The sequence below is a fragment of the Microcystis viridis FACHB-1342 genome, from assembly GCF_014698335.1.
Classification (GTDB): Bacteria; Cyanobacteriota; Cyanobacteriia; order Cyanobacteriales; family Microcystaceae; genus Microcystis; species Microcystis ichthyoblabe_A.
In genome coordinates this window covers 25,431-47,119 of record NZ_JACJSV010000033.1, presented here as the reverse complement: position 1 = coordinate 47,119, position 21,689 = coordinate 25,431, and the positions used below count along the sequence as shown (strand labels likewise).

The window sequence follows — 21,689 nt, the reverse complement described above, 5'->3', positions numbered from 1 at the left end:
GTAAACAGTAAACTCAAAACTCACATCTGATAACTGATAACTGATAACTGATTATTGATAACTTTCAATTACTTGACGAAAATCGCTTTTTTGTTTGACTCCGCGCATTTCCTTGACTAATTCCCGGTCCTTAAAGAATTGTACCGTGGGAGTACCGGTTACTTGACCCATTTTGGCAATTTCCGGGTCAGCTTCGATGTCAATTTCCACAAAATAAATTTTGCCATCGTACTCATCGACCACTTTATCTAAAATCGGTTTCAGGGTTTTACAGGGGCCACAGGTGGGAGAAACATATTTTACCATTAACAAGCGATCGCCGTCGTGGAATAATTTCCGCAAAGCATAACCCCCAACGTGACGGGTTTTGTTAATATCAAAAGTTTCCTCCGTATCGGCCGGGGTTTCGCTAACGGTTTTCGTCTCGTAATGTTCAGAAGTGGCTGATTGACGGTATTCTTGGATTAAATTATGCTCCGATAACCATCTTTCTGCCAATAACGCCGCCATACACCCCGTACCTGCGGCAGTGATTGCCTGACGGTATTCGTGGTCCTGCACATCTCCGGCGGCAAAAACCCCCTCGACGCTGGTAGCAACAGTCCCCGGTTTGACTTTCACATAACCCACCTCGTCTAATTCTAGTTGTCCTTGGAATAGGGAAGTATTGGGAGTGTGACCGATGGCATAAAATAACCCTCTAACGGCTAATTCCCTGATTTCTCCCGTTTGCGAGTTTTTAATGCGTAATCCCTCCATTTTACTGCCTGTACCGAACACATCCAGTGCTTGGGTGTGAAAATGAACAGTAACTTTCGGATTATTTAACACCCGGTCCTGCATTGCTTTCGAGGCACGCATCGCTTCCCCGCGTATCAATAAATGGACGTGAGAGCCGTATTTAGTTAAATATACGGCTTCTTCGGCTGCGGAGTCACCGCCACCAATGACAGCGAGGTTTTCCTCTCTAAATATCGGTGTAGCACCGTCACAGATAGCACAAGCGGAAATGCCGTTACTCCAGAATTGGGACTCGCTGGGTAATCCTAAGCGTTTGGCAGTGGCTCCTGTGGCGATAATAATACTATTGGCCTTAACTTCCCGGTCCGTGGAACGAATGGTAAAAGGACGCTGACTTAAATCCACCGAGATAACATCTTCGGTATAACATTGGGTCCCCCATCTTTCGGCCTGTTCCTTCATTCTTTCCATCAGCTTCGGACCGGTGATTCCTTCGGGAAAACCGGGGAAATTTTCTACTTCTGTGGTGGTCATCAGTTGTCCCCCCGGAATGCCTCCCGCTTGGAAACCCTCAAACATCAAGGGTTTTAAGTTCGCACGTGCCGCATAAATCGCCGCCGTATATCCCGCCGGTCCCGAACCAATAATGACTAAATTCTCGACAGTCATAACCGTAAATGCAACTCATAACGACTACGCTTTTTATTATAGCAGAATCAGTTACTGGTTATCTGTGTCATATGCGTCCTAACCCACCAAGAAGTAGATTTCTGCCTAAAAATCCAGAATATCTCGGATAATAGCTTTTAAATCGGCATCAGCAGGACGTTTGACAAACTGCTCATGGCTGTAAATCCAAACCAGTTTAATTGTGTAGGTAGTCGCGCTCACCAAATACATTAATCTAATTTGCCCCGCAGCACCTTTTGAAACCCGGATATCGAGCTTGTGAAAAGTCCAGCCTTCCGGCAACCGAATTTTCCCCGGTAGAGGTTCCTGGCGGGAGTTATGGGGATATTGGTCATCGATTAAATCCTCTAAAGTTTTGGTAATAAGTTCAACAAAGCTATTTTTGTGAACTTTTGCCAGTTTTTTGAAAGAGCGCTCGAAGTTGTCAGAAGATTCAATCGAGAAGGGAATTGAGCCAGTCATGCACTTCTCCTTTCCCAATAGGATGAGAAGATTCCGTCGCCAATGCTTCCTTCAAAACTTCAGACATGGCTGCTTTGTAGGCCGGATGTTCCTGTTCTATCAAATCAAGCTTTTGATAACCTAATGCTTTCATATCATCAAGGAGAATTGGCTCTGTGGAACTTTCTTCTGGTGGCAGACCTTTACGAGCCTTTTTCCAGGGAAATTCTGCGTGAGTCATATCACTCAACCTATAGGCGTGGTAGTTACCGAAATATTGCCAAATTTCTGCTAAAAGTTCTTTTTTCTCCGATGGCAGCCCAGACAAGGATTCTTGGCGAGGAATTGGTAATTGTTTAGCCTCAAAATCACTGTAGAACTTATAAGCAGCAGGACAAACCGGACCGTAACGCCATGCTTGAATTTCCTCCTTAAACAATGGTTCATCGTATAGGGCCAAATGCAAGCTCTGTGCATAATATAAAAGCTTTTGGACTTTCATATTAGTCATTTCAGCGTCTATACCATCCTCGTAAGCTCTGATAATAAAGTAGCGAGCCACAGTCAGGCAGTCAATCATAGCTCCACAAAATTTTTGGAATATCGACCTATGACCATTGTAGAAGAAATTGACAATTAGTACAAATGTATAAAGAAAGCTTAACAATGCTCATCGGGTAATGGACGAAGTTTTAATATTTGTCGTTACTGACTTTACCAGTGGGTGAAGTCTGCCGCAAATTGAGATAGGGATAAAAGCTTAATACGGGTATCTTGAGCAACTTTTTGGCGCATTTGAGCCGTATTATATCCCCAATCGGCTAAATATAAGCCCACGTCGTTTAAATCTGCTTGTTGCTCCACTAACTCCAACGCATCGAGACGATCCTCGACAAACCACAAATTAGCGGGAGATTCCGGTAAATCAGCCAGTATTTGCTGAATAGTCAGGTATTTCGGCTGTTTAATTTCCTTGCCAATTAATCTCGCTGCAGGAAAATTAATTGCTACTTTTTGTAACAATTGCTTGACAAAACGACTTTCTTTTGTAGTGATAATATAAACCAAAAAATCCGAGTCTAAAAGAGAGTCCAGGCGATCGATCGCGGGTTGATAAAATCGGTGTAAAGTTAACCAAGACTCTAGATCCGACTCAATCCATTGATCCCTAAGACCATCGAGAGCATTTGAGAGAACTTTTTTCGCTATTTTATCCCTTTCTAGCAGATTTTGTCGAATTAACGGCCAATTATTTAAAGCTTCCTCGTCGGGAATATCGAGAACGAGCGATCGCAACAGTAAAGGCATTTCCCAACCGGTTTCGATAACGGGACGAAGTTGCGAAAACCTCGGGAAAAAATCCTCGGGAATTATTTCCGGCCAAAGGGTTTCATAGGTGCGTTTGCTAATCTGAAAATACTCGATCATGCCATCACAAAGAACACCATCAAAATCGAGTGCTAGAATACGGGGGGATTGATTCATAAATGCTGGTTTAATCTCAATAATGGCAGTATAGCGCAGCTATTAGCTATTCTTTGCTTCATCGTTGACATAACATAGCTGTCTGATGATTTCGGTGACAGAATTTTTCAGTCCCTCTACATGAATCCAACCCACATATACAGCATATACAATATTTTGATGATTGTCCTGTATATAAACATGATGCACACGATATAAATCTGAGCTTAAATAAATATAACCACTGGCATCTTTGAATTTACCTTCTAGTAATATTTTTTCTTTTAAAGGTTTCATTTTTACCACATCTTTAGTCACCCCAGATATTTTGGCTATTCTTTCTATGGCAAGAGCAACACAAGTGTTATGACTGTAACTATTACCATGATTATAATCCTGCTGATTAAAATAAATTGTCTCTACGATATTTTTAGCCACTTTATCTGATGCTAGGTAATAGGTATGAGCATTAAGGGAATTTAAGACAACGGCAGCAATTTCTACAGAATCAAAAATATTGCTGGTCGCTTCTAGATAATAATCGCTTATCAAAATCTTGGATACATCGTTTATAGAATCAAAAAGAGGACGAATTGGATAAGCAATAATATCGGAGGAATTGATCAGATTATTCCAGCGCAAACGCTGGCCTTGATGCTGGCTAATAAATTTTTCAATTTGATTGGTATCAATGCCTAAAGTTAAATTTAAAAATGGGATCGGTGAACCCATTGTTGTTACACTAGATAGGGAAACTTTGCCCCGTTCTTTACCGATAAGATCACGAATTTCATGAGCGGAATCTTTAGGATCAAAACGCTCAGAAAATAACAGATCCCAAAGGATTACAGTACCCAAAGAATGGGCGACTATATGTAATTCGGTTTCCTGGGGATAAGCTTGAACAAGATCGATTAATTGGTCGGCAATAATGCGGCGAATTTGGTTTCCTCGATCGCTGCCTAAATAGCTAAATGCGTCACCGATAAAATAAGATAAATACTCTTTTCTAAAATTTTGATAGCGAAAGGATTGCTCGGGGTTAAAATTACTATTTTTCTGTTTTTGTGTCTGTAATTCTTGGTCTATATCTCGCCATAATTTTTCGGTTCCTTTGAGAACATTTCCCCAAAATCCTGCATAACAGTAGGGAATAATCTGATTTTTGCGTTTACATTCTTCTTCAATTAGTTTAATTAATTTATTGGCATAACTAGCGTCTCTTGTGGCCACTCCATGAATAAAGTAAATCAGCATAATAGATTTATCTCAATAAGCGGTGATCGGAATCTCTCTTAATATACCCTTCTAGCTTCAGAAAAATATCAGGATGGAGCGAGATATAGTAATATATAATTAATTAATGCGATTTGTCAAGAGATGGTCGCTTAGGCCTTGCTAACCCAGCCTAGGAATTGCCATATAATACAAATGCCCGCTATTATAGAATTATATTTTTCCCTTTTAACTTAGTCTTATGGTTTCACAACTAGATAAAACTAACGTCACTGAAATTATCTACCCCGATAGCGATAGTCAACCTATGGCCGATAATACCCAGCAATTTCGTTGGATCACAACAATTAAAACTAATTTAGACTGGCTATTTCGCGAGCAGTCTGATGTCTTTGTTGCGGGGGATTTACTTTGGTATCCCGTGGAAAATGATAATAAACTGCGTCAAGCGCCGGATATCATGGTGGTTTTTGGAAGACCAAAAGGGGAAAGAGGTTCCTATCGACAATGGCTAGAAAATAACATTAGTCCCCAGGTGGTTTTTGAAATCCTCTCTCCGGGTAACACCCTCACGGAAATGGCCAAAAAACAGCTATTTTATCAGCGTTATGGGGTCGAGGAGTATTATCTTTATGATCCCCATAAAAACGATGCCAGTGGTTGGATAAGAGGGGAAAATCAGCTAGAAATTCTGGAAACTCTCGATAATTGGGTTAGTCCCCGTTTAGGTATTCGGTTTCAGTTGGGGGAACCAGAAATGTTGCTTTTTTATCCCGATGGACAAGCTTTCACCAGCTATAACGAGGAAAAACAACGAGCGGAAAGATTAGCCAATAAACTGCGGGAATTGGGCATTAATCCCGACCAAATCTGAGAGGATGTTTCTTGGCTACTATTAAAAACGGATTTGCTCTGAGAGTGCCTATTGACTAGAGGTAATACCGCGCTGACGTAATTGGTCGATAAAAAATTCTTCCAGGGAAGCACGAGCTAAATTAAGACTGATCAAGCGAACATCCATACTAGACAGGGCAGCCAGAAAAGCATCGGGTTCTCCCTGTAGTTGTCCGTGCCAACAATTATCGCGCCAATGCAAACCGAGGAGCCATTGCTGTAGTTGCTCCTCCCCACCACCTTGAACAATCACCTGATAGACATCAGCACGACCGAGAATTTGGTCGAGGGAACCGACACAGAGTAATTCTCCCCGGGCCAACAGGGCAATGCGATCGCAAATTTGTTCCACATCGGAGAGAATATGAGAGTTAAAAAAGATGGTTTTCCCCTGTTGTTTGAGGGATTGAATAATTTCTCGCACCTGATAGCGACCGATAGGGTCCAGTCCCGACATCGGTTCATCGAGAAAGACTAATTCTGGATCATTGATTAATGCTTGAGCTATACCAATCCGTTGCATCATTCCCTTAGAATACTGACGCAATTGCTTTTTCTGGGCAGTTTTGCGGTCTAATCCCACTAAATCCAATAATTCAGGAATGCGTTTTTTCTGCACAGAAGAGGGAATTTGAAAAATGCTGGCGATTAATTGCAGGAATTCCCAGCCGGTGAGATAGTCGTAGTAGTAGGCATTTTCAGGAAGATAGCCGATGCGTTGCCTGACTGAGCGATCGCCAATTGGTTGACCGAGAATCAAGGCCCGTCCGGAAGTGGGTCGGACAATCCCCAAAAGGGTTTTTAAGAGCGTGGTTTTGCCGGCCCCGTTCGGGCCTAATAATCCAAAGGTTTCGCCCTCATGGACAATTAAAGTACAGTTTTTCAAGGATTCGATTTTCTTATTTAACCAGAATCCCGTCCGATAAGTTTTTTGTAAGTTTAACGTCTCTAGCACAGTTTGACGGCTGGTATTCGTCATTGTTTTGGAATCATCTCTCCGACACTTTGCCTTTATTATCCCCAAATTGTCAGCAGTAATGTCAACGGTATCAAAATAGCCCAGTTTTGGAACCCAGAAAAATTCCAACTGGTGTTGAGAAGCGGTATCAGTGCAGTTCTGGGCTATTGCCAGCTTTCTTCTCTGGCATTGGTGTGCATTAGCCGCTAAAATCTGTTAGACAGGTAACGTTGACACTTGAGCGGCAACTGGTACAATAGTGCGAACGCTTATGGAAACCAGACTCTTACACAAACACAGCATGAAACAACTCCTCAATTGCCTCAATTCCCTGACAGTGGCCAGTGTAGCCACTATCGCCTTGGCCTACCCTGGCATCGCTCAAGTTAATCTGTCTGTTTATCCCGCTCCTTCCTCGTCGAACGAATCCATCGAATTATACGTTCCCCCGCCAGAAAACAATAACACCAATAATAATACCTGTACTCAATTGATTGGGGCAAATATCGATAAAATTATCAGTCAAGCTCCCAATCAGTGGGGTATATTAATCGAATCTATCGATCGCCAAACGGTTATTTATAGTCATAACGCCGATCGCTATTTTATCCCTGCTTCTAATACAAAGTTATTTACCACGGCTGCCGCTTTACAAGCGATGAACCCGGAAACGACAATTCAAAAAAAATCCCTGCGCGATTGGGTGAATATCACTAATCAGAGAAGTAATAATTTCTACGCTGACACTCTTTTTCGCTTTATCGGCGGTTCTAAAAGTGTTACTGCCATCTTGGCACAATTGGGCATCGATCCCAGTGGTTTTCGTTTAGCTGATGGTTCGGGATTATCCCGCCGTAATAATGCTACTCCCCGCTCGATCGTGGAAATTTTGCGGGTGATGTATTATTCTCCTAATCGCGATACTTTCTATGCTTCCTTACCGGTAGCGGGAATTAGTGGCACCCTGAGAAACCGAATGCGTCAGACGGCCGCTACTGGCACAGTTTACGCTAAAACTGGCACTCTCACCGGTGTGCGGGCCCTATCGGGTTATCTAGAAAACCCCAACCAAGAACCGATGTTATTTAGCATTATCGTTAATAATCAACGGGTTTCCGGACAGGCTCTGGTGAAAGCGATCGATACTATTGTTCTACAGATGACCGAATCTCGTTCCTGTCAAGCTCAGTAGACATCTGCTAAAAATCCCCTGTCTCCCGACTCCTAACTCCTGAATTCTTCTCTATGCAAGAGGTCTAATCCCGGGGCGATTCTCGCGAGTCAATCCGATTTTTTTTGCGGAACTGATGGCCAAATTCCCTTAACCCGAGATGGGGTTAATAATAGCCATAATCTGCTTCAGTTTGGGTTTGGGTTTGGGGGGAGAGATATTCAAAATTAGAAGGATCTCGCAGAAAACGAAATATTTCTTCTTCGAGACGATGAATCAGATAGGGTTCTATGGAACTAGAATCGCGTAAACAGGCTAAATAGCCTTCAACGTATAGCCGGATCTCATCAAAACGCGAGCCACGGTGCCAAAGATCCACCATGTCATCGGTTAGTCTTTGATAGTAACGAATGGATTGGGTATCTTGGAGCATGGGCAGTAGAACAAAAAAAAGAGAGTGGGGGTAAGTGTTTATGGATCATCGTAGGGAGAATTGCTTCGGTCCCCGATATCTCTATTGTACCCACCAAATCGGCAAAACACAGGCGAGGGAATTTTCAGTGATCAGTAAAGGGTGTGGGGTGTGGGGTGTGGGGTGTGGGGTGTGGGGTGTAGGGTGTAGGGTGTGGGGTGTGGGGTGTAGGGTTTGGGGTGTGGGGAGAACAAAGCTGCCTTTTGCCTTTTGCATTTTGCCTTCGTATAGATTATTCACGGTTTCTTTGTCTTTTTGCCCGTTCAATTTGTGCTTGTAGTTCTGCTATTTGTCGCTGCAATCTTTCGCTTTCGCTATCATTAGCATCAACATTAATTGAGCTTTTTACCCCTATTTGGGCATAGTTTCCCTGGCGAATTTGACGATAGGATTCCGAGTTAAACCATTGCTGTAGATACTGGATTCTTTCCACGGAAAAAGGATGAGTTAAAAAGGAACCATTCCCACCATTATAAATGATAAATTTATAAATCTGGTTTAAGTTATCTTGGTCTAATTGTCGATAGGCTTCTCCTTGGCGAATAAATTCTTCTAAGTTGCATTCATGCAGATATTTTTGGCTTCCTCCTGCACATTTCATTAAAGTTCTCAAGACTAAATTTAAATCATCGGTAACTAATAAAGCCGCTCTGTCTGCTGATAATTCGGCTTTTCTGCGCCATTCATAAAAGGCATAAACTAGACCAGTAGTAATGGCTTTTCCTAGTCCTAAAGTGATGTCCCCAAGAAAATTAGCCGCCCCCATCACCCAAAAAGACATTTGAATTAAAATACTATGATCGCATTTTAAATGACCTAATTCGTGGGCAAGAATTACTCGAATTTCTTCTTCATCTAAGAGGTCTAAAAGAGCAGTATTAAAGACTATATAGGGATGTTCTGAACCCAAAGAATAGGCATTGGCTAAAGGGTTTTGACTGACATAAAGATTCGGTTCTGGGAACATATCCAAATCCCGCAGACATTCGCGATAGATGCCGTATAAAGTGGCGTATTGACGAGGACCAACTTTTAAATCATTGCCCATTAATAAAATTTGTTGGGGACGTTCATAGAGATATTCGGAAAAACTTTTCGCTAATAAATCAAACCCCGGAACTGATCTTAAGGCCTGTTCAGCTTGCTGATCTAGGGGATGTTTAAAAGCTTGACTGGAGATATCAGGATAAGTTGGCATATTTTTTCAAGGAGAAAGGAGTCGTTAATCAGAAATAAACGGGTATTAATTGCCAAGTTTTTGAGTTTTTCTTGCCAAATTTTTCGAGAGAAGTGAGGGGGTTATAGTCGGGAACTACTTCTAGAGAACTCCGACTTTCTCAATAGGTTTTTAACTCTGCAAAATTGCTGATTCTAGAGTTGATTTTGGTGACATAGAATAGACCTGTGGGAGAAATGAGCTTTTTTCTTGTTAACTATCCTTAGCAATAATTCCTAGATTAGATAACAAAGCTTGTAGGTTAGTTTGCACGGTAGCGGGTTGGTATCTCTTAATAGTTTCTAGGGAATTATCAGCGAGTTTTTGCCACAATTCCCTATTATCATAGAGTTCGATCACTGCTTGGGCAAATTCCTCGGCAGTATCGGCAATTAAAACATCCTGGTGGTCAATTAATCCCATACCTTCGGCACCAATTCTTGTGGTAATAGTGGGTAATCCTAGGGAAAGACTTTGACCTATTTTACCCTTCATTCCCGCACCAAATCGCAGGGGAGCAACAAAAATACGACTCTTTTGAAAATAGGGTTCTACTTCGGGAACATAACCGGTGACAACTACTTGATCACTGGCTAATTCTTTTACTTCATCCTTGAGGTTACTTCCCAATAAATTAACGGTAATATCGGGACGGGATGCCCAAACTAAGGGCATAATTTCTAAACATAACCACTTAACTGCATCAATATTAGGAGGGTGATTGTAGCTACCAATAAATACTAAACCCGATCGCTGGTCAAAAGCAACTTTTTCTGACAGGGAAATTTCTTCATGGATATTGGGGATTACCCAAACATTTTTCACTCCTAAAGAGGATAAAACCTGCTTTTCGTCTTCCGTTACTACCACGGTTGCTTCCGCTTGATTAGCATAGTTTAACTCTAATTTCTGATAGGTTTCCCAACTCCAGCTAGTATTTTGATAATTGGGATCGAGATAGTCTTTTTGCCGTTTTAAACGCAGAAAATGCAGGTCAATTGTATCATAAATAATTGGCACTTTTGTTTTTAAGCGAATTAAGTCCATATACTTATCGCACAATTCGGGACGACACAACCAAACTCCATCGATCAGAGGTAAATATTTGATTAATTTTTCTTCTAGATTATATCTTTGCGCTGTGCCATAAATAACCTCAATTCCCAGCTGTTGTAGGACGGAAGTATAGGGTTGTTCAGGATAGCCATTATCGGGAAAGAAAATCACTGAATAGCCTAAATTGAGCAGTAGCTTAAGAATATTTAATAAACGCACACAGCCGGATTCTCGATCGTATAGTGGAACGTAGGAGTCAATGACTAAAATTGTCGGTTTTCCTTGTAAACGTCGGGCAGCTTTCGGTACATTATTAGCATCGTTATCTAGGTGTTTAGTTAATACCTTTGACCATTTTTCTCGAAACTTAGTTTGATTAATAACTTGATATTGTTTGATCCCACTGGAAAGGTCTGTTCCCGAGGTGATTCCTTCGTAGTGAATAACGTTAGATTGGGGTTGATAGAGGACTTGATAACCCAATTCTCGGATGGCAAAACATAAGTCTGTATCTTCATAATATGCGGGGATAAAGTCTTGAGAAAAACCACCTAATTGCTTAAATAATTCCGTAGGAACTAATAAACTGGCCCCCGAACAATAGTCCACGGGACGCACATAATTATATTCTGGTTCATCGGGACTATCTAAGCGTCCATAATTCCAACCATCGGCAGAATTCCAGATAATTCCCCCCGCTTCTTGTTGTTTACTATTAGCATAAATTAACTTAGAACCCACCGCACCAACTTGGGGATTATTGACAATTAATTTTAATAAACTTTCTAGACAATTTTCCAGAATACGAGTGTCGTTATTGAGAAAATATAGGTATTGACCTTTTGCTTGACTAGCTCCATAATTACAGGAACGAATAAAACCAGAGTTCTCTGCATTAGTTAATACTTTAATTCCTTTAACTAAAGTGGCTAATTGTTCTAAGGTGTCATCAGTGGAAGCATCATTAACAATGATTATTTCATAAGCTAAATCAGAACTTAAGTTAACACTCAAGGATTCCAAACAGTTAAAGGTGTAGGCAAATTGGTTATAAGCAGGAATAATAATCGAGACTAAAGGATCATCACTACTGGCAATTTCTAGGGGTCGGGGTTCAGCTAGTTTAGCACTTTCGATCACCTGTTCTTCAAATTCAGAGGAACTCTTTCCTGTGAGAATTTTGATAATTTTTCGTTTCGTCTTTTTCAGTGCTGGTTTCCATCCTTCCTCCTGGAGACTAAAGACAAATTTTTTCAGCAGTTTTTTAACTTTGAAAATAATCATTATTACCATAAATACTCCTCTGGAGAAAACCAATCTTGTGCTAAATTTAAATCTCTTTCTGCTCTAACAATAGCTCCTTCCTTTAATTGTTGCTTGAGGTAGTTTCTCTGTGGTTCCATAATATATAATTTAATCGCTTCATTAATTAAATTATTATATTCTTTTTCAGGATAATCACTACTCGCCAACCATCGATCGAGAAGTTGCATGGTATCTTCAGGGAGAGTTATCTGAAGTTGTCTGGCCATTTTGTCTTTCCTAACCATATCTAGACAATAACAATTATAAACCCCTAGAGCGATTTTAGTTGCTGTCGGGATAAATTCTCGGGGCTGCGGCGATTAATTTTTGGGTGTAGGGGTGTTGGGGATGGCTAAAAATCTGTTCAGTGTCACCCATTTCAACTATTTTACCCGCAGTCATCACCGCAATTCGATCGCAGAGGAATCTCGCTAACCAAAGATCATGAGTTATAAATAAATAAGTTAGATTAAATAACTTTTGTAACTCTAACATTAACTCTAAAACCTGTGTCTGAACACTAGCATCGAGCATACTAACCGGTTCATCACAAATAACTAATTCTGGACGAGTAATTAAAGCGCGAGCAATGGCTACCCTTTGCTGTTGTCCCCCCGATAACTCTCTAGGATAGCGTCGATAAAATTCCTCTACCGGTGTTAAACCGACTCGATCTAACATTTCTAAAACCTGTTTTTTAGCCGTTTCTAGATTAACTTTTTGATGGATAAAAAGCGGATCGGCGATACTTTCTCCCACCGTCATTAGAGGATTGAGACAAGCGAGGGGATCCTGAAAAATCATCTGTATTAAGCGTCGTTTGGGACGCATTTTTTCCCCCGATAAAGGGGTTAAATCTTCTCCTAAAAATTCCACTTTTCCCCCGGTGGGTTTAATTAACTGTAATAGGGTTCGCGATAGGGTACTTTTCCCACACCCCGACTCCCCAACTAAACCGAATATTTCCCCTCGATACAGTTCAAAATTGACTTCATCCACCGCTTTAATAAATTTCTTTTCTTTTTTGAAAAAACCATCTAAAAAGTTACCTTCTAGGGTATAATACTGTTTTAAATTATCCACCTTTAACACCGTTTCTTTGCCTTTAATTGCTGTTGATTTTTCCTCGCGTAACTGTAGGTGTAAAGCGGCGGCTAAAAGAGAACGGGTGTAGGGGTGTTCAGGTGTATTAAAAACTGTTTTTACCGCTCCCGATTCGACAATTTTGCCCCCCTTCATCACCGCTAATCGATCGCAATATTCTCCCACCAGCGCTAAATCATGGGAAATTAACAATAATCCCATCTGTTCCTCGCTACATAAACGCTTTAATTCCCGCAGAATTTCCGCCGAAACCGTCACATCTAAACTGGTGGTGGGTTCATCGGCAATAATTAACTTAGGGTTTAATAATAAAGCTAAAGCAATGGCCACTCTTTGCCGCATTCCTCCGCTAAATTCGTGAGGATATTGGGACCAACGATTAGCGGGAATTTTTACTTTTTCTAGGACAGTACAAGCTTGACTTTTAGCTTGACGATAGGTTAAATTTCGTCGATGAGCTTGCAAAGTTTCCACACAATGATCGCCAATAGTCATCAGCGGATCCAGTCGCGTCATCGGATCTTGAAAGACTAATCCCACCGCTTCCCCGCGAAACTTTTCCAACTGTTTGCTAGACAAAGATAAAAGCGATCGCCCTTCAAAGGTAATCTCACCTTCCACGTGAGTGCGATTGGGTAATAACCTTAAAATAGCCTTACCGATGGTCGATTTTCCACAACCAGATTCACCCACTAATCCCAGAGTTTCCCCTTTGCCTATACTCAAAGATACCCCATCGATCGCCCAGGAGGGAGAACTTAATTCGGTCGGGTAGGCAATTTTTAGGTTTTTAATTTCCAACATGAGGCGATCGGTAACGATAAAAGTTAGGACTTAAGTAAGTAGTTATAATTAAATCGAAGATAGATTTTGCCTCTGATCCCCCCTGCCCCCCTTGATAAGGGGGGTGCCGATAGGCGGGGGGATCCCCCTTGATAAGGGGGGTGCCGATCCCCCCTGCCCCCCTTGATAAGGGGGGTGCCGATAGGCGGGGGATCCCCCTTGATAAGGGGGGTGCCGATCCCCCCTGCCCCCCTTGATAAGGGGGGTGCCGATAGGCGGGGGGATCCCCCTTGATAAGGGGGGCATCTGATAATTTTTAACGCCTACCTACTTAGGGTCAAGTATGCCACACAAACGGCGATCGAGCATTTAATCACTAATCGACAACTGCCCCTAACAAAAGCCGACAATACCCCTTTAAAGTCGCCACTCGCTCGCTAATTATCTGTAAACGTTTCTCCCGTCCTTGCCGGGCCGAGGCCAAAAATAACCAATCCGTCTCCAGCAATCGCCACGATCGATATAGTTCCGTCTGGACTGTGCGCCAACGATTAGCCACCTCGGGGCTGAAATTGTCATCATTTAGTGACAATATCTCCCCTTCTAGACAGGTTTGTAAAGCTTGAAAAGATTGTAACCCCGTGGAAGCATCCCCATCCAGAAGGGCAAGACTGAAATCCTCCAGTTTTCTTAACAAAGATTTGTAGGCTTGATGGTAATTTGTCGGTAGCATCCAATACAAAGCGCGTTAGAATTTGTTACATAAGATTAACGATTTGCCGTCACGGTTGCAAGTCCTCTCTCCTCTCAACCAGAGACAAAAACTTAAAAGAATCGCATCCTTTTCGCCGATCGATCCGATGCCAGTGTTAGAGAGTTAAGTAATCTGGCATCCCTTCGGCCTAATAATTTTCTAGTTATCCGTCTCCACCACCCCTATTATCCCCCCGATCCAACCATGAACGCCATCACTGCCACCCAACCAGAAACCCTCACCGCCCTTCCCCGAGCCACGGAACCGAAAAAAGCGTTAGTTTTACCCGATTGGCTGCAAGAATGCCTAATTACCTACGAAAACGACCCCCAGAATCCCGATAGCGATTTAATCTGTCGGGCCTTTAATTTCGCCTACAAACTCCACGAGGGCCAGTATCGCAAATCCGGGGAACCCTATATCGCCCATCCCATAGCTGTAGCGGGATTACTGCGGGATCTGGGGGGTGATGGGGCAATGATCGCGGCGGGATTCCTTCACGATGTGGTGGAAGATACGGAAGTCACCCCCGAAGAAATCGAGGCTAGATTCGGTGTTGAGGTGCGTAATTTGGTGGAAGCGGTGACAAAACTCTCCAAATTCAACTTTTCTAGCAAAACTGAACGGCAAGCGGAGAATTTTCGCCGAATGTTCCTGGCGATGGCTCAAGATATCCGCGTCATCGTGGTCAAATTAGCCGATCGCCTGCACAATATGCAAACCCTCGAACACCTCAACCCGCAACAGCAGCAACGCATCGCCCTCGAAACTAGAGAAATCTTTGCTCCTCTGGCTAACCGTTTAGGGATTGGGCGATTTAAATGGGAATTAGAGGATTTATGCTTTAAATACCTCGAACCCGATGCTTATCGCACCGTGCAGTTATTGGTATCGGAAAAACGTATTGATCGAGAGTCCCGCATCGAAACAGTTGTTAACACATTGCGGGAAAAATTGCAAGAAATTGGCATAAAAGTTCTTGATTTACAGGGTCGCCCCAAACATCTCTACGGCATCTATCATAAAATGCACAATCAGGGTAAAGAATTCGAGCAGATTTATGATATCGCAGCCGTCCGCATTATCGTCGAAACTAAAGAGGAATGTTATCGTTGTTTAGCCGTAGTTCACGACCAATTTACTCCGATTCCCAACCGTTTTAAAGACTATATCGGTTTACCAAAAGCTAACCGTTATCAATCCCTCCATACCACCGTTGTTGGTTTAAATGCCCGTCCCCTAGAAGTGCAGATTCGCACCCTAGAAATGCACCATGTTGCTGAATACGGTATTGCAGCCCATTGGAAGTATAAAGAAACTGGTTCTAGTCAGACAACTTTAACCGCCGAGGATGAAAAATTCGCTTGGCTGCGTAATCTGCTCGACTGGCAAAAAGACCTTAAAGATGGCCAAGAATACATGGATGGCCTAAAAAATAATTTCTTTGAAGAAGATATCTATGTTTTCACCCCCAAAGGTGATGTGGTGGCCCTAGCCCAAGGCGCGACACCGGTAGATTTTGCCTATCATATTCATAGCGAAGTAGGTAATCAGATGAAAGGGGCAAGAATTAATGGTAAATGGTCAGTTCTTGATGCTCCCTTGCAAAATGGTGATCTGGTGGAAATTCTCACCAGCAAAAATAGTCACCCTAGTTTAGATTGGTTAAATTTTGTCGTTACTCCTAGCGCCAGAAATCGCATCCGGCAATGGTACAAAAAATCACGACGAGAAGAAAATATTAGCCGAGGTCGTGATTTATTAGAGAAAGAATTAGGTAAAACTGGCTTCGATGCCCTGCTGAAATCGGAACGAATGCAATCGGTGGCTAAACAGTGCAATTATGTGGCAGTAGAGGATTTATTGGCGGCTTTGGGTTACGGCGAAGTTACCCTAAAAAATGTGGTTAATCGTCTGCAAGAAACAGTTAAAAATCAACAGGAAATTTTAACGGTCAAAAATCCGCCCGATGTCCTAACTGATTCCCAATTGATTCTACCACCTTCTCCCGTTCAAAGGGCTTTACCCGTCAGTAAATCACCGATCGCCGGTGTGGAGGGATTAGTCTATCGTTTGGCTGGTTGTTGTTGTCCTTTACCCGGAGAAAATATTACTGGTATAGTTGCCCATGCGGGGGAAGGTATTGTTATTCACCGTCAGGGCTGCTCGAATGTGGAAAAAGCCGAAGCTGAACGCTTAATTCCTGTTAGTTGGAACCCTATAGATGACCAGGGACGTTATCAAACTTATCCGGTAAATATTCAGATTGAAGTGATTGATCGCGTCGGGGTTTTAAAAGATATTCTCTCTCGTTTAAGTGACCAAAATATTAACGTTCGCAATGCCGGAGTTAAGACTAATTTCGGTAAACCCGCTTTAATTTCCCTGAAAATTGAAGTAAAAGACCTGCAACAATTTGAACGCTGTGTTACTCAAATTAAGCTGATGAGCGATGTTTTAAACGTTCGTCGCATCAGTCAGGTAAAAAGCGATCGAGAGTAAGTTAAACCTAAAATTTCTGCTAATATCCCCCAAACTTCAGAGCGCCTTAGCTGTTGAAGTGCGATGCTGACACTGACTAAAACCACGAGGGCAATATCTGCACTTTTTGTCACCGAACAGCGTAGGATCGATAATGAATCTGAGCGCAAAAATCCCTATGTTATTATCCCCACTCTCAGTCATCAGTTTTCTGATTAGTTTTCTGGTGGTTGCCCTGATTAAACAACGTTTTAGCCCAGGGCAGAATTAGGGGTGTTATTTATGTCGAACTCAGGCTCTCATAGTCTATAGCATCAAAAACACCATCGCTTAGATACAAGCGCCGGCTGTTAGGGGGTTGCGGTTGTGCGGATTTCCCGATCGCACCACGCCAGATTCTGATCATTTGGTCTTGTTCTTTCCAGAATGCCCCCGGATAGGGATGGGTGGTGGCACGCACCAGACGGTCCACCTCGGTGACGGTCATCGTCGGGTAAATTTGCCCATCTTCGGGAGTCCTTCCAGGCCATTCAGTCGCTTGAGAGTCATCTTGTGGTCTTGGTTGTAAGCGATCGCTAATTAGTTCTGGCCAGATGCGACCGATCAACTGCTGGTGAGCGATCGCCACCCGTTGATAAAGAGTCGTTGCTGTTTCATCAGCAGCGATCGCTAATTTTTCCTGGGCTAAAATCGGGCCTGTATCCACCCCTTCATCTAATTGAAATAAAGTCACTCCTGTTTCAGGTAATCCTTTGATAATCGCCCAAGGAATAGAAGCGCGACCGCGGCCTACGGGCAGCAGTGTCGGGTGCATTCCTAGTACACCCCTTTTTACTGCCTGAAGAACTGGTGGTTTAGCGATTTGAGACCAACCAATGATGAACAGCCAATCGATTTCTCTCTCTTGCAGGGATTGAATAACTTCTGGAGCGTTGACACTACGAATTTTTACAACTTCTATACCTCGCTGCTGACAGAAAGAATCCACATAAATCCGCCCTGATTTATCTTGAGCGAGGTTATCTTTGAGAGTAATCACTAAGTCTAGTTTGCCACCTTGTTCGTAGATGGTTTCCATACAAGCAAGACCCAATTGTACACAGGTAACAAAAGCAAATTTCATAAAAACTGACCTTAATAAACTGGAGGTTTTTTAGTTAGATAACCAAAGGTTCTAAAAATGATAGTTACATCTCCCCAAAAGGAGATCTTACTGGCATACTTACCATCCCATTCTCCCTTTTCTAAATCAGGCATATTATCGTAGGAATTGACTTGTGCTAATCCCGTTAACCCCGGTTTACAACCAGTGGAGCCGTTTCGCTCTCGTAAGCTGCACAGGTCTGTTTGAGAAGGTAGGGCAGGGCGGGGGCCAACTATACTCATATCCCCTCGTAAAATATTAATTAACTGGGGCAGTTCATCTATATTAGTCCGACGAATAAATTGGCCAATACGAGTAATCGTTAAAGAATTAGCCTGCGCCGAAGGAACTTGGGCTGCATTAACCCCCATACTCCGAAACTTCAGCAGTTCAAACAATTTTCCCTCTTGGCCGACGCGCTGTTGTCGAAACAGCGGCGAAGCACCATCCTCTAGATAAATGGCTAGGGCGGTTAATAACATGAGCGGAGATAGAATTAATAATGCGATCGCCGCTAAGACAATATCTAAAAGACGTTTTCCGTAAGAACTATACATAGATCAACACCAACTTTCACAATTTAAGCTAGAGAAAGAACAGCGAAAACCCAGACACGATCAAGTTTTCCCTTTGTTACTTTTAACTTTTTACTTGGTATAACCTCTAATCCCCCCAATTGTCAAAGCCTGAAAAGCAGTTTGAAAGGCTTCGGCATACTTCATTCCCGCTTGTCCACCTCGGTAGGCAGCTAAACCCGTCAGGATTTCAGGGCTACGAGGGTGAGGAAAATCTCTCATCACTCCTCGATAAGAACGCAGGGCTTCGATTTTTTGTTCCAAGCAAGTTTCGCCGATTTCAAAGAAAGTATCGGGAGAAAAGCTATTGCCTTGCACGGGAAAAGACCAATCCGTCGCCGATAAAATCTCCATAAAGTATAGTCCCCGTAAGGGGGGTAAGTCCGAGCGACGCTGAAATAATCTGGCAGCTGCCTGACAAGCGATCGAGGTATGATGGTGGTCATTGTTCAGATCGTGAGGATGATGAGTAAAGATAATATCTGCCTGAGTTTGCTGGATGGCCTGCTCGATAAACTGCACTAGCTCTAGATGGGGAATCGTATTAAATTGTATATTCGGAAAATTACCCAAAATTGCGCTTTTAAAACCAATTATCGTTTTAGATGCCTTAATATCTTCCAATAAATCGGGCAAATCGGGACGCTGACGGCGGGCATCCACCTGACCAGATAAGATACAAGGGTACACGGCAACGCCCTGAGCGGCAAGAGCGGCGGCAGTGCCACCACAGCCCAAGACTTCATCGTCGGGATGAGCTACAATAATTAAAACTGTCATGCTTCTCTGGGGAAACTTATAGGTCAAGACAAGAAACTCCCTCTTATCTTACTATTGATGGTAAAATTTGCGGGAAATCTAAATGACAAGAAAGCCGACTAAGTATTTTATTGCTCCATTGTTAGGGCTAATCGCTCCTATAAAGTAAAGGGCGCTTGCCAATCAAGGTTTTTTTGAATTTGCCTAGTATTAAGACGGAAATTGATGAAACCCGCTTTTGAACTCCACGATTTCTTGCTGTTGCCTAAAAAAGAGTATGATTAATCATCATGGCTAGTTGTATTAGTTGTCTGATAGCAAAAAACAATGAGAAATATCGGTAAGACTTCCATGACCTCTCTTGTTAGTTAATTTGGTAGAATCTTTGAGTATTACTATATTAGTGTTAACTACTTAGGAAACCTAGGAACATGGCTGAGTTTACCTCTGATTCTAGGATTAATTGTTCTCGGAGAAATTTATCTGAACAAGAGAGTTAGCGAGCAGAATTTATCAGTGACAAGAAAAGAATAATTTTTTTTGCTATGGACTGAGGGGTTATTCAAACCTAGAGAATGTTATACTAAATCCTCTTGAAAGATTATAGGAAACGGGGGGTAAGGAGCAGAAGTAATCACTCAAATAGTTATTAGCGAAAGTCTTTTATTTCACTCAAACACTGATGGTTTTAATCTGGCAAAAACAAAGCTATTTATCTCTTATCCCTCCTAACCAAGAGAAAAGAAAAAATTAATATTTATCGGCCAGGGTTAGCTGATATGATTAGGGAGATGACTATCATTCCCAAGTCAATGAGCGCAAGAACATTATTCGATAAAGTCTGGGACGCACACACGGTTAAGATTCTTCCCAGTGGACAGACACAATTATTTATCGGACTGCATCTAGTGCATGAAGTCACCAGTCCGCAAGCTTTTTCGATGCTAAGAGAAAGAGGTTTAAAAGTATTATTTCCCAGACGGACTATTGCTACCGTCGATCACATCGTCCCCACCGAAAATCAAGCACGTCCTTTCCTTGACGATTTGGCCGAGGAAATGATCCGAGCGATCGAAACTAATGTTCAAACCAATCATATTCCTTTCTACGGCATAGGTTCCGGCAATCAGGGCATAGTTCATGTGATCGCTCCCGAACAGGGACTAACCCAACCCGGGATGACGATCGCCTGTGGTGATTCCCACACCTCCACCCACGGCGCTTTTGGTGCGATCGCTTTTGGCATCGGCACTTCCCAAGTACGCGATGTTCTTGCTACCCAAACCCTATCCCTATCGAAATTAAAAGTGCGTCGAGTGGAGGTAAACGGCGATTTAAATCCCGGGGTCTATGCTAAAGATGTAATTCTTCATATTATCCGTCAATTGGGCGTTAAAGGCGGTGTTGGTTATGCCTACGAGTACGCTGGTAGTACAATTGAACAGATGTCCATGGAAGAAAGGATGACGATTTGTAACATGGCGATCGAAGGTGGGGCCCGATGTGGTTATATCAACCCCGATCAGATCACCTACGATTACCTCAAAGGTCTTGATTTTGCGCCTAAAGACTGGGAAAGTGCGGTTAATTGGTGGGAAAGCATTAAAAGCGATGCCGATGCGGTTTATGACGATGTGGTGGTCTTCGATGCCGGTGAAATCGAACCCACCGTTACTTGGGGGATTACTCCGGGCCAAGGAATCGGGGTTAACGAAGTCATTCCCACTCCCGAAAGTTTACCAGCCAGTGAAAGAGCGATCGCAGAGGAAGCCTATCAATACATGAAACTCACCCCCGGCACCCCGATTAAAGGCACAAAAATCGATGTCTGCTTCGTCGGTAGCTGTACTAACGGCCGGATCAGTGATCTGCGCGAAGCGGCCAAATTTGCCCAAGGTCATCGTGTGGCCCCCCATGTGAAAGCTTTTATCGTCCCCGGTTCCGAAAGAGTCAAAAAACAGGCGGAAGCGGAAGGATTAGACCAAATTTTCCTAGCATCAGGCTTTGAATGGCGCGAGGCTGGCTGTTCCATGTGTTTAGCCATGAATCCCGATAAATTGCAGGGAGATCAGATCAGCGCTTCCTCCTCCAATCGTAATTTTAAAGGTCGTCAAGGTTCCGCTTCCGGTCGTACTTTGTTGATGAGTCCGGCGATGGTGGTAGCGGCAGCAATTAAAGGGGAAGTCACCGATCCCAGGGAGTTATTACAGTAGTTATCTCAATGGTGAGATAGGAGGCAGGAGTCAGGAGTCAGTATTCAGTTATCAGTTCACTGAGAAAACTCCCCACACCCCACACCCCACACCCCCCTCCCATCTCCCTTCTCTACAATAATTACTCGCAACCAGAAATACCTTGGGTTCATATCATACTTTGTGCTTTTTGTCAAAAAAACTTTTTTTTTGCAATAAAACTACACAAAAAAAAGATCATCGTTGTGGGTGA

21 protein-coding genes and 1 pseudogene are annotated in these 21,689 nt (G+C 42.8%); 6 read left to right on the top strand and 16 right to left on the bottom strand.

Annotated elements, in window-relative coordinates; genetic code table 11:
- Nucleotides 1-51 precede the first annotated feature (51 nt).
- From trxB to H6G40_RS12405, 5 genes are all read right to left on the bottom strand, one after another.
- Nucleotides 52-1,410: a thioredoxin-disulfide reductase gene (gene trxB / locus H6G40_RS12425; RefSeq protein WP_069474309.1), complete on the bottom strand. Its 1,359-nt coding sequence runs from the start codon at nt 1,408-1,410 to the stop codon at nt 52-54.
- A gap of 105 nt (nt 1,411-1,515) precedes the next feature.
- The gene (locus H6G40_RS12420; RefSeq protein WP_123230954.1) at nt 1,516-1,893 is read right to left on the bottom strand and encodes a hypothetical protein; all 378 of its coding nucleotides are present in this window, start codon (nt 1,891-1,893) and stop codon (nt 1,516-1,518) included.
- Nucleotides 1,865-2,452: a Panacea domain-containing protein gene (locus H6G40_RS12415; protein ID WP_042791022.1), complete on the bottom strand. Its 588-nt coding sequence runs from the start codon at nt 2,450-2,452 to the stop codon at nt 1,865-1,867. The genes H6G40_RS12420 and H6G40_RS12415 overlap by 29 nt, the downstream gene beginning before the upstream one ends.
- 134 nt (nt 2,453-2,586) lie before the next feature.
- Nucleotides 2,587-3,357 carry an HAD family hydrolase gene (locus H6G40_RS12410; RefSeq protein WP_069474308.1) on the bottom strand — a complete coding sequence of 257 codons (771 nt, stop codon included), beginning with the start codon at nt 3,355-3,357 and terminating at the stop codon, nt 2,587-2,589.
- A 42-nt stretch (nt 3,358-3,399) separates the two neighbouring features.
- On the bottom strand, nt 3,400-4,593 hold the full coding sequence (locus tag H6G40_RS12405; protein WP_069474307.1) for a lipase family protein: 1,194 nt from the start codon (nt 4,591-4,593) through the stop codon (nt 3,400-3,402).
- A gap of 220 nt (nt 4,594-4,813) precedes the next feature.
- Here H6G40_RS12405 and H6G40_RS12400 point away from each other — a divergent pair, with 220 nt between their 5' ends.
- On the top strand, nt 4,814-5,446 hold the full coding sequence (locus H6G40_RS12400; RefSeq protein ID WP_002738342.1) for a Uma2 family endonuclease: 633 nt from the start codon (nt 4,814-4,816) through the stop codon (nt 5,444-5,446).
- A 48-nt stretch (nt 5,447-5,494) separates the two neighbouring features.
- On the opposite strand, the gene H6G40_RS12395 is transcribed toward H6G40_RS12400, so the two are convergent.
- Nucleotides 5,495-6,445: an ABC transporter ATP-binding protein gene (locus H6G40_RS12395; RefSeq protein ID WP_042791021.1), complete on the bottom strand. Its 951-nt coding sequence runs from the start codon at nt 6,443-6,445 to the stop codon at nt 5,495-5,497.
- A gap of 280 nt (nt 6,446-6,725) precedes the next feature.
- Between H6G40_RS12395 and dacB the strand changes: the two genes are divergently transcribed.
- On the top strand, nt 6,726-7,616 hold the full coding sequence (dacB, locus tag H6G40_RS12390; RefSeq protein WP_036397194.1) for a D-alanyl-D-alanine carboxypeptidase/D-alanyl-D-alanine endopeptidase: 891 nt from the start codon (nt 6,726-6,728) through the stop codon (nt 7,614-7,616).
- Nucleotides 7,617-7,761: 145 nt separating this feature from the next.
- Here the strand turns inward: dacB and H6G40_RS12385 are convergent, their stop codons facing one another.
- From H6G40_RS12385 to patD, 7 genes are all read right to left on the bottom strand, one after another.
- Nucleotides 7,762-8,028 (bottom strand): DUF6761 family protein, encoded by a 267-nt coding sequence (locus tag H6G40_RS12385; RefSeq protein WP_002739044.1) that lies wholly within the window; start codon nt 8,026-8,028, stop codon nt 7,762-7,764.
- An 81-nt stretch (nt 8,029-8,109) separates the two neighbouring features.
- Entirely contained in the window at nt 8,110-8,307 is a 198-nt protein-coding gene (locus H6G40_RS12380; RefSeq protein ID WP_069474306.1) for a hypothetical protein, read from the bottom strand.
- The gene (locus H6G40_RS12375; protein WP_002738372.1) at nt 8,300-9,265 is read right to left on the bottom strand and encodes a M48 family metallopeptidase; all 966 of its coding nucleotides are present in this window, start codon (nt 9,263-9,265) and stop codon (nt 8,300-8,302) included. The genes H6G40_RS12380 and H6G40_RS12375 overlap by 8 nt, the downstream gene beginning before the upstream one ends.
- A gap of 231 nt (nt 9,266-9,496) precedes the next feature.
- Nucleotides 9,497-11,632: a glycosyltransferase gene (locus tag H6G40_RS12370; RefSeq protein ID WP_069474305.1), complete on the bottom strand. Its 2,136-nt coding sequence runs from the start codon at nt 11,630-11,632 to the stop codon at nt 9,497-9,499.
- Complete coding sequence (locus H6G40_RS12365) at nt 11,626-11,871, bottom strand: hypothetical protein (RefSeq protein WP_002738900.1); 246 nt, start codon at nt 11,869-11,871, stop codon at nt 11,626-11,628. Before H6G40_RS12365 ends, H6G40_RS12370 begins: the two co-directional genes overlap by 7 nt.
- A gap of 55 nt (nt 11,872-11,926) precedes the next feature.
- Nucleotides 11,927-13,552 (bottom strand): dipeptide ABC transporter ATP-binding protein, encoded by a 1,626-nt coding sequence (locus tag H6G40_RS12360; protein ID WP_123230951.1) that lies wholly within the window; start codon nt 13,550-13,552, stop codon nt 11,927-11,929.
- 355 nt (nt 13,553-13,907) lie between these two features.
- Nucleotides 13,908-14,264: a heterocyst frequency control protein PatD gene (gene patD, locus H6G40_RS12355; protein ID WP_002739345.1), complete on the bottom strand. Its 357-nt coding sequence runs from the start codon at nt 14,262-14,264 to the stop codon at nt 13,908-13,910.
- Between the two features lie 225 nt (nt 14,265-14,489).
- Between patD and H6G40_RS12350 the strand changes: the two genes are divergently transcribed.
- Complete coding sequence (locus H6G40_RS12350) at nt 14,490-16,787, top strand: RelA/SpoT family protein (RefSeq protein ID WP_002738338.1); 2,298 nt, start codon at nt 14,490-14,492, stop codon at nt 16,785-16,787.
- Between the two features lie 63 nt (nt 16,788-16,850).
- Complete coding sequence (locus tag H6G40_RS23710) at nt 16,851-16,985, top strand: hypothetical protein (RefSeq protein ID WP_255527470.1); 135 nt, start codon at nt 16,851-16,853, stop codon at nt 16,983-16,985.
- 61 nt (nt 16,986-17,046) lie between these two features.
- Here the strand turns inward: H6G40_RS23710 and H6G40_RS12345 are convergent, their stop codons facing one another.
- The 3 genes from H6G40_RS12345 to H6G40_RS12335 form a co-directional block, all read right to left on the bottom strand.
- Nucleotides 17,047-17,889, bottom strand: a complete 843-nt coding sequence (locus H6G40_RS12345; protein WP_002738426.1) for a formyltransferase family protein — start codon at nt 17,887-17,889, stop codon at nt 17,047-17,049.
- A gap of 11 nt (nt 17,890-17,900) precedes the next feature.
- Complete coding sequence (locus tag H6G40_RS12340; protein WP_002738376.1) at nt 17,901-18,467, bottom strand: sugar transferase; 567 nt, start codon at nt 18,465-18,467, stop codon at nt 17,901-17,903.
- A 90-nt stretch (nt 18,468-18,557) separates the two neighbouring features.
- Complete coding sequence (locus tag H6G40_RS12335) at nt 18,558-19,265, bottom strand: PIG-L deacetylase family protein (RefSeq protein WP_002738699.1); 708 nt, start codon at nt 19,263-19,265, stop codon at nt 18,558-18,560.
- A gap of 378 nt (nt 19,266-19,643) precedes the next feature.
- Between H6G40_RS12335 and H6G40_RS23960 the strand changes: the two are divergent.
- Together H6G40_RS23960 and leuC are read left to right on the top strand one after the other, a co-directional pair.
- A pseudogene (locus H6G40_RS23960) lies at nt 19,644-19,778 on the top strand (MraY family glycosyltransferase); the annotation flags it as partial.
- Nucleotides 19,779-20,056: 278 nt separating this feature from the next.
- The gene (gene leuC, locus H6G40_RS12330) at nt 20,057-21,457 is read left to right on the top strand and encodes a 3-isopropylmalate dehydratase large subunit (RefSeq protein ID WP_123231287.1); all 1,401 of its coding nucleotides are present in this window, start codon (nt 20,057-20,059) and stop codon (nt 21,455-21,457) included.
- Nucleotides 21,458-21,689: the final 232 nt, after the last annotated feature.

Excerpts from the sequence above, each read along its gene's own strand:
- H6G40_RS12360 (WP_123230951.1), bottom strand. The coding sequence starts at position 13,552 with ATGTTGGAAATTAAAAACCTAAAAATTGCCTACCCGACCGAATTAAGT.
- H6G40_RS23710 (WP_255527470.1), top strand. The coding sequence starts at position 16,851 with ATGCTGACACTGACTAAAACCACGAGGGCAATATCTGCACTTTTTGTC.
- H6G40_RS12420 (WP_123230954.1), bottom strand. The coding sequence starts at position 1,893 with ATGACTGGCTCAATTCCCTTCTCGATTGAATCTTCTGACAACTTCGAG.
- patD (WP_002739345.1), bottom strand. The coding sequence starts at position 14,264 with ATGCTACCGACAAATTACCATCAAGCCTACAAATCTTTGTTAAGAAAA.
- H6G40_RS12375 (WP_002738372.1), bottom strand. The coding sequence starts at position 9,265 with ATGCCAACTTATCCTGATATCTCCAGTCAAGCTTTTAAACATCCCCTA.
- leuC (WP_123231287.1), top strand. The coding sequence starts at position 20,057 with ATGAGCGCAAGAACATTATTCGATAAAGTCTGGGACGCACACACGGTT.
- H6G40_RS12370 (WP_069474305.1), bottom strand. The coding sequence starts at position 11,632 with ATGGTAATAATGATTATTTTCAAAGTTAAAAAACTGCTGAAAAAATTT.
- H6G40_RS12340 (WP_002738376.1), bottom strand. The coding sequence starts at position 18,467 with ATGTATAGTTCTTACGGAAAACGTCTTTTAGATATTGTCTTAGCGGCG.
- H6G40_RS12350 (WP_002738338.1), top strand. The coding sequence starts at position 14,490 with ATGAACGCCATCACTGCCACCCAACCAGAAACCCTCACCGCCCTTCCC.
- H6G40_RS12410 (WP_069474308.1), bottom strand. The coding sequence starts at position 3,357 with ATGAATCAATCCCCCCGTATTCTAGCACTCGATTTTGATGGTGTTCTT.
- H6G40_RS12400 (WP_002738342.1), top strand. The coding sequence starts at position 4,814 with ATGGTTTCACAACTAGATAAAACTAACGTCACTGAAATTATCTACCCC.
- H6G40_RS12365 (WP_002738900.1), bottom strand. The coding sequence starts at position 11,871 with ATGGCCAGACAACTTCAGATAACTCTCCCTGAAGATACCATGCAACTT.
- H6G40_RS12415 (WP_042791022.1), bottom strand. The coding sequence starts at position 2,452 with ATGATTGACTGCCTGACTGTGGCTCGCTACTTTATTATCAGAGCTTAC.
- trxB (WP_069474309.1), bottom strand. The coding sequence starts at position 1,410 with ATGACTGTCGAGAATTTAGTCATTATTGGTTCGGGACCGGCGGGATAT.
- H6G40_RS12345 (WP_002738426.1), bottom strand. The coding sequence starts at position 17,889 with ATGAAATTTGCTTTTGTTACCTGTGTACAATTGGGTCTTGCTTGTATG.
- dacB (WP_036397194.1), top strand. The coding sequence starts at position 6,726 with ATGAAACAACTCCTCAATTGCCTCAATTCCCTGACAGTGGCCAGTGTA.
- H6G40_RS12405 (WP_069474307.1), bottom strand. The coding sequence starts at position 4,593 with ATGCTGATTTACTTTATTCATGGAGTGGCCACAAGAGACGCTAGTTAT.
- H6G40_RS12395 (WP_042791021.1), bottom strand. The coding sequence starts at position 6,445 with ATGACGAATACCAGCCGTCAAACTGTGCTAGAGACGTTAAACTTACAA.
- H6G40_RS12335 (WP_002738699.1), bottom strand. The coding sequence starts at position 19,265 with ATGACAGTTTTAATTATTGTAGCTCATCCCGACGATGAAGTCTTGGGC.
- H6G40_RS12385 (WP_002739044.1), bottom strand. The coding sequence starts at position 8,028 with ATGCTCCAAGATACCCAATCCATTCGTTACTATCAAAGACTAACCGAT.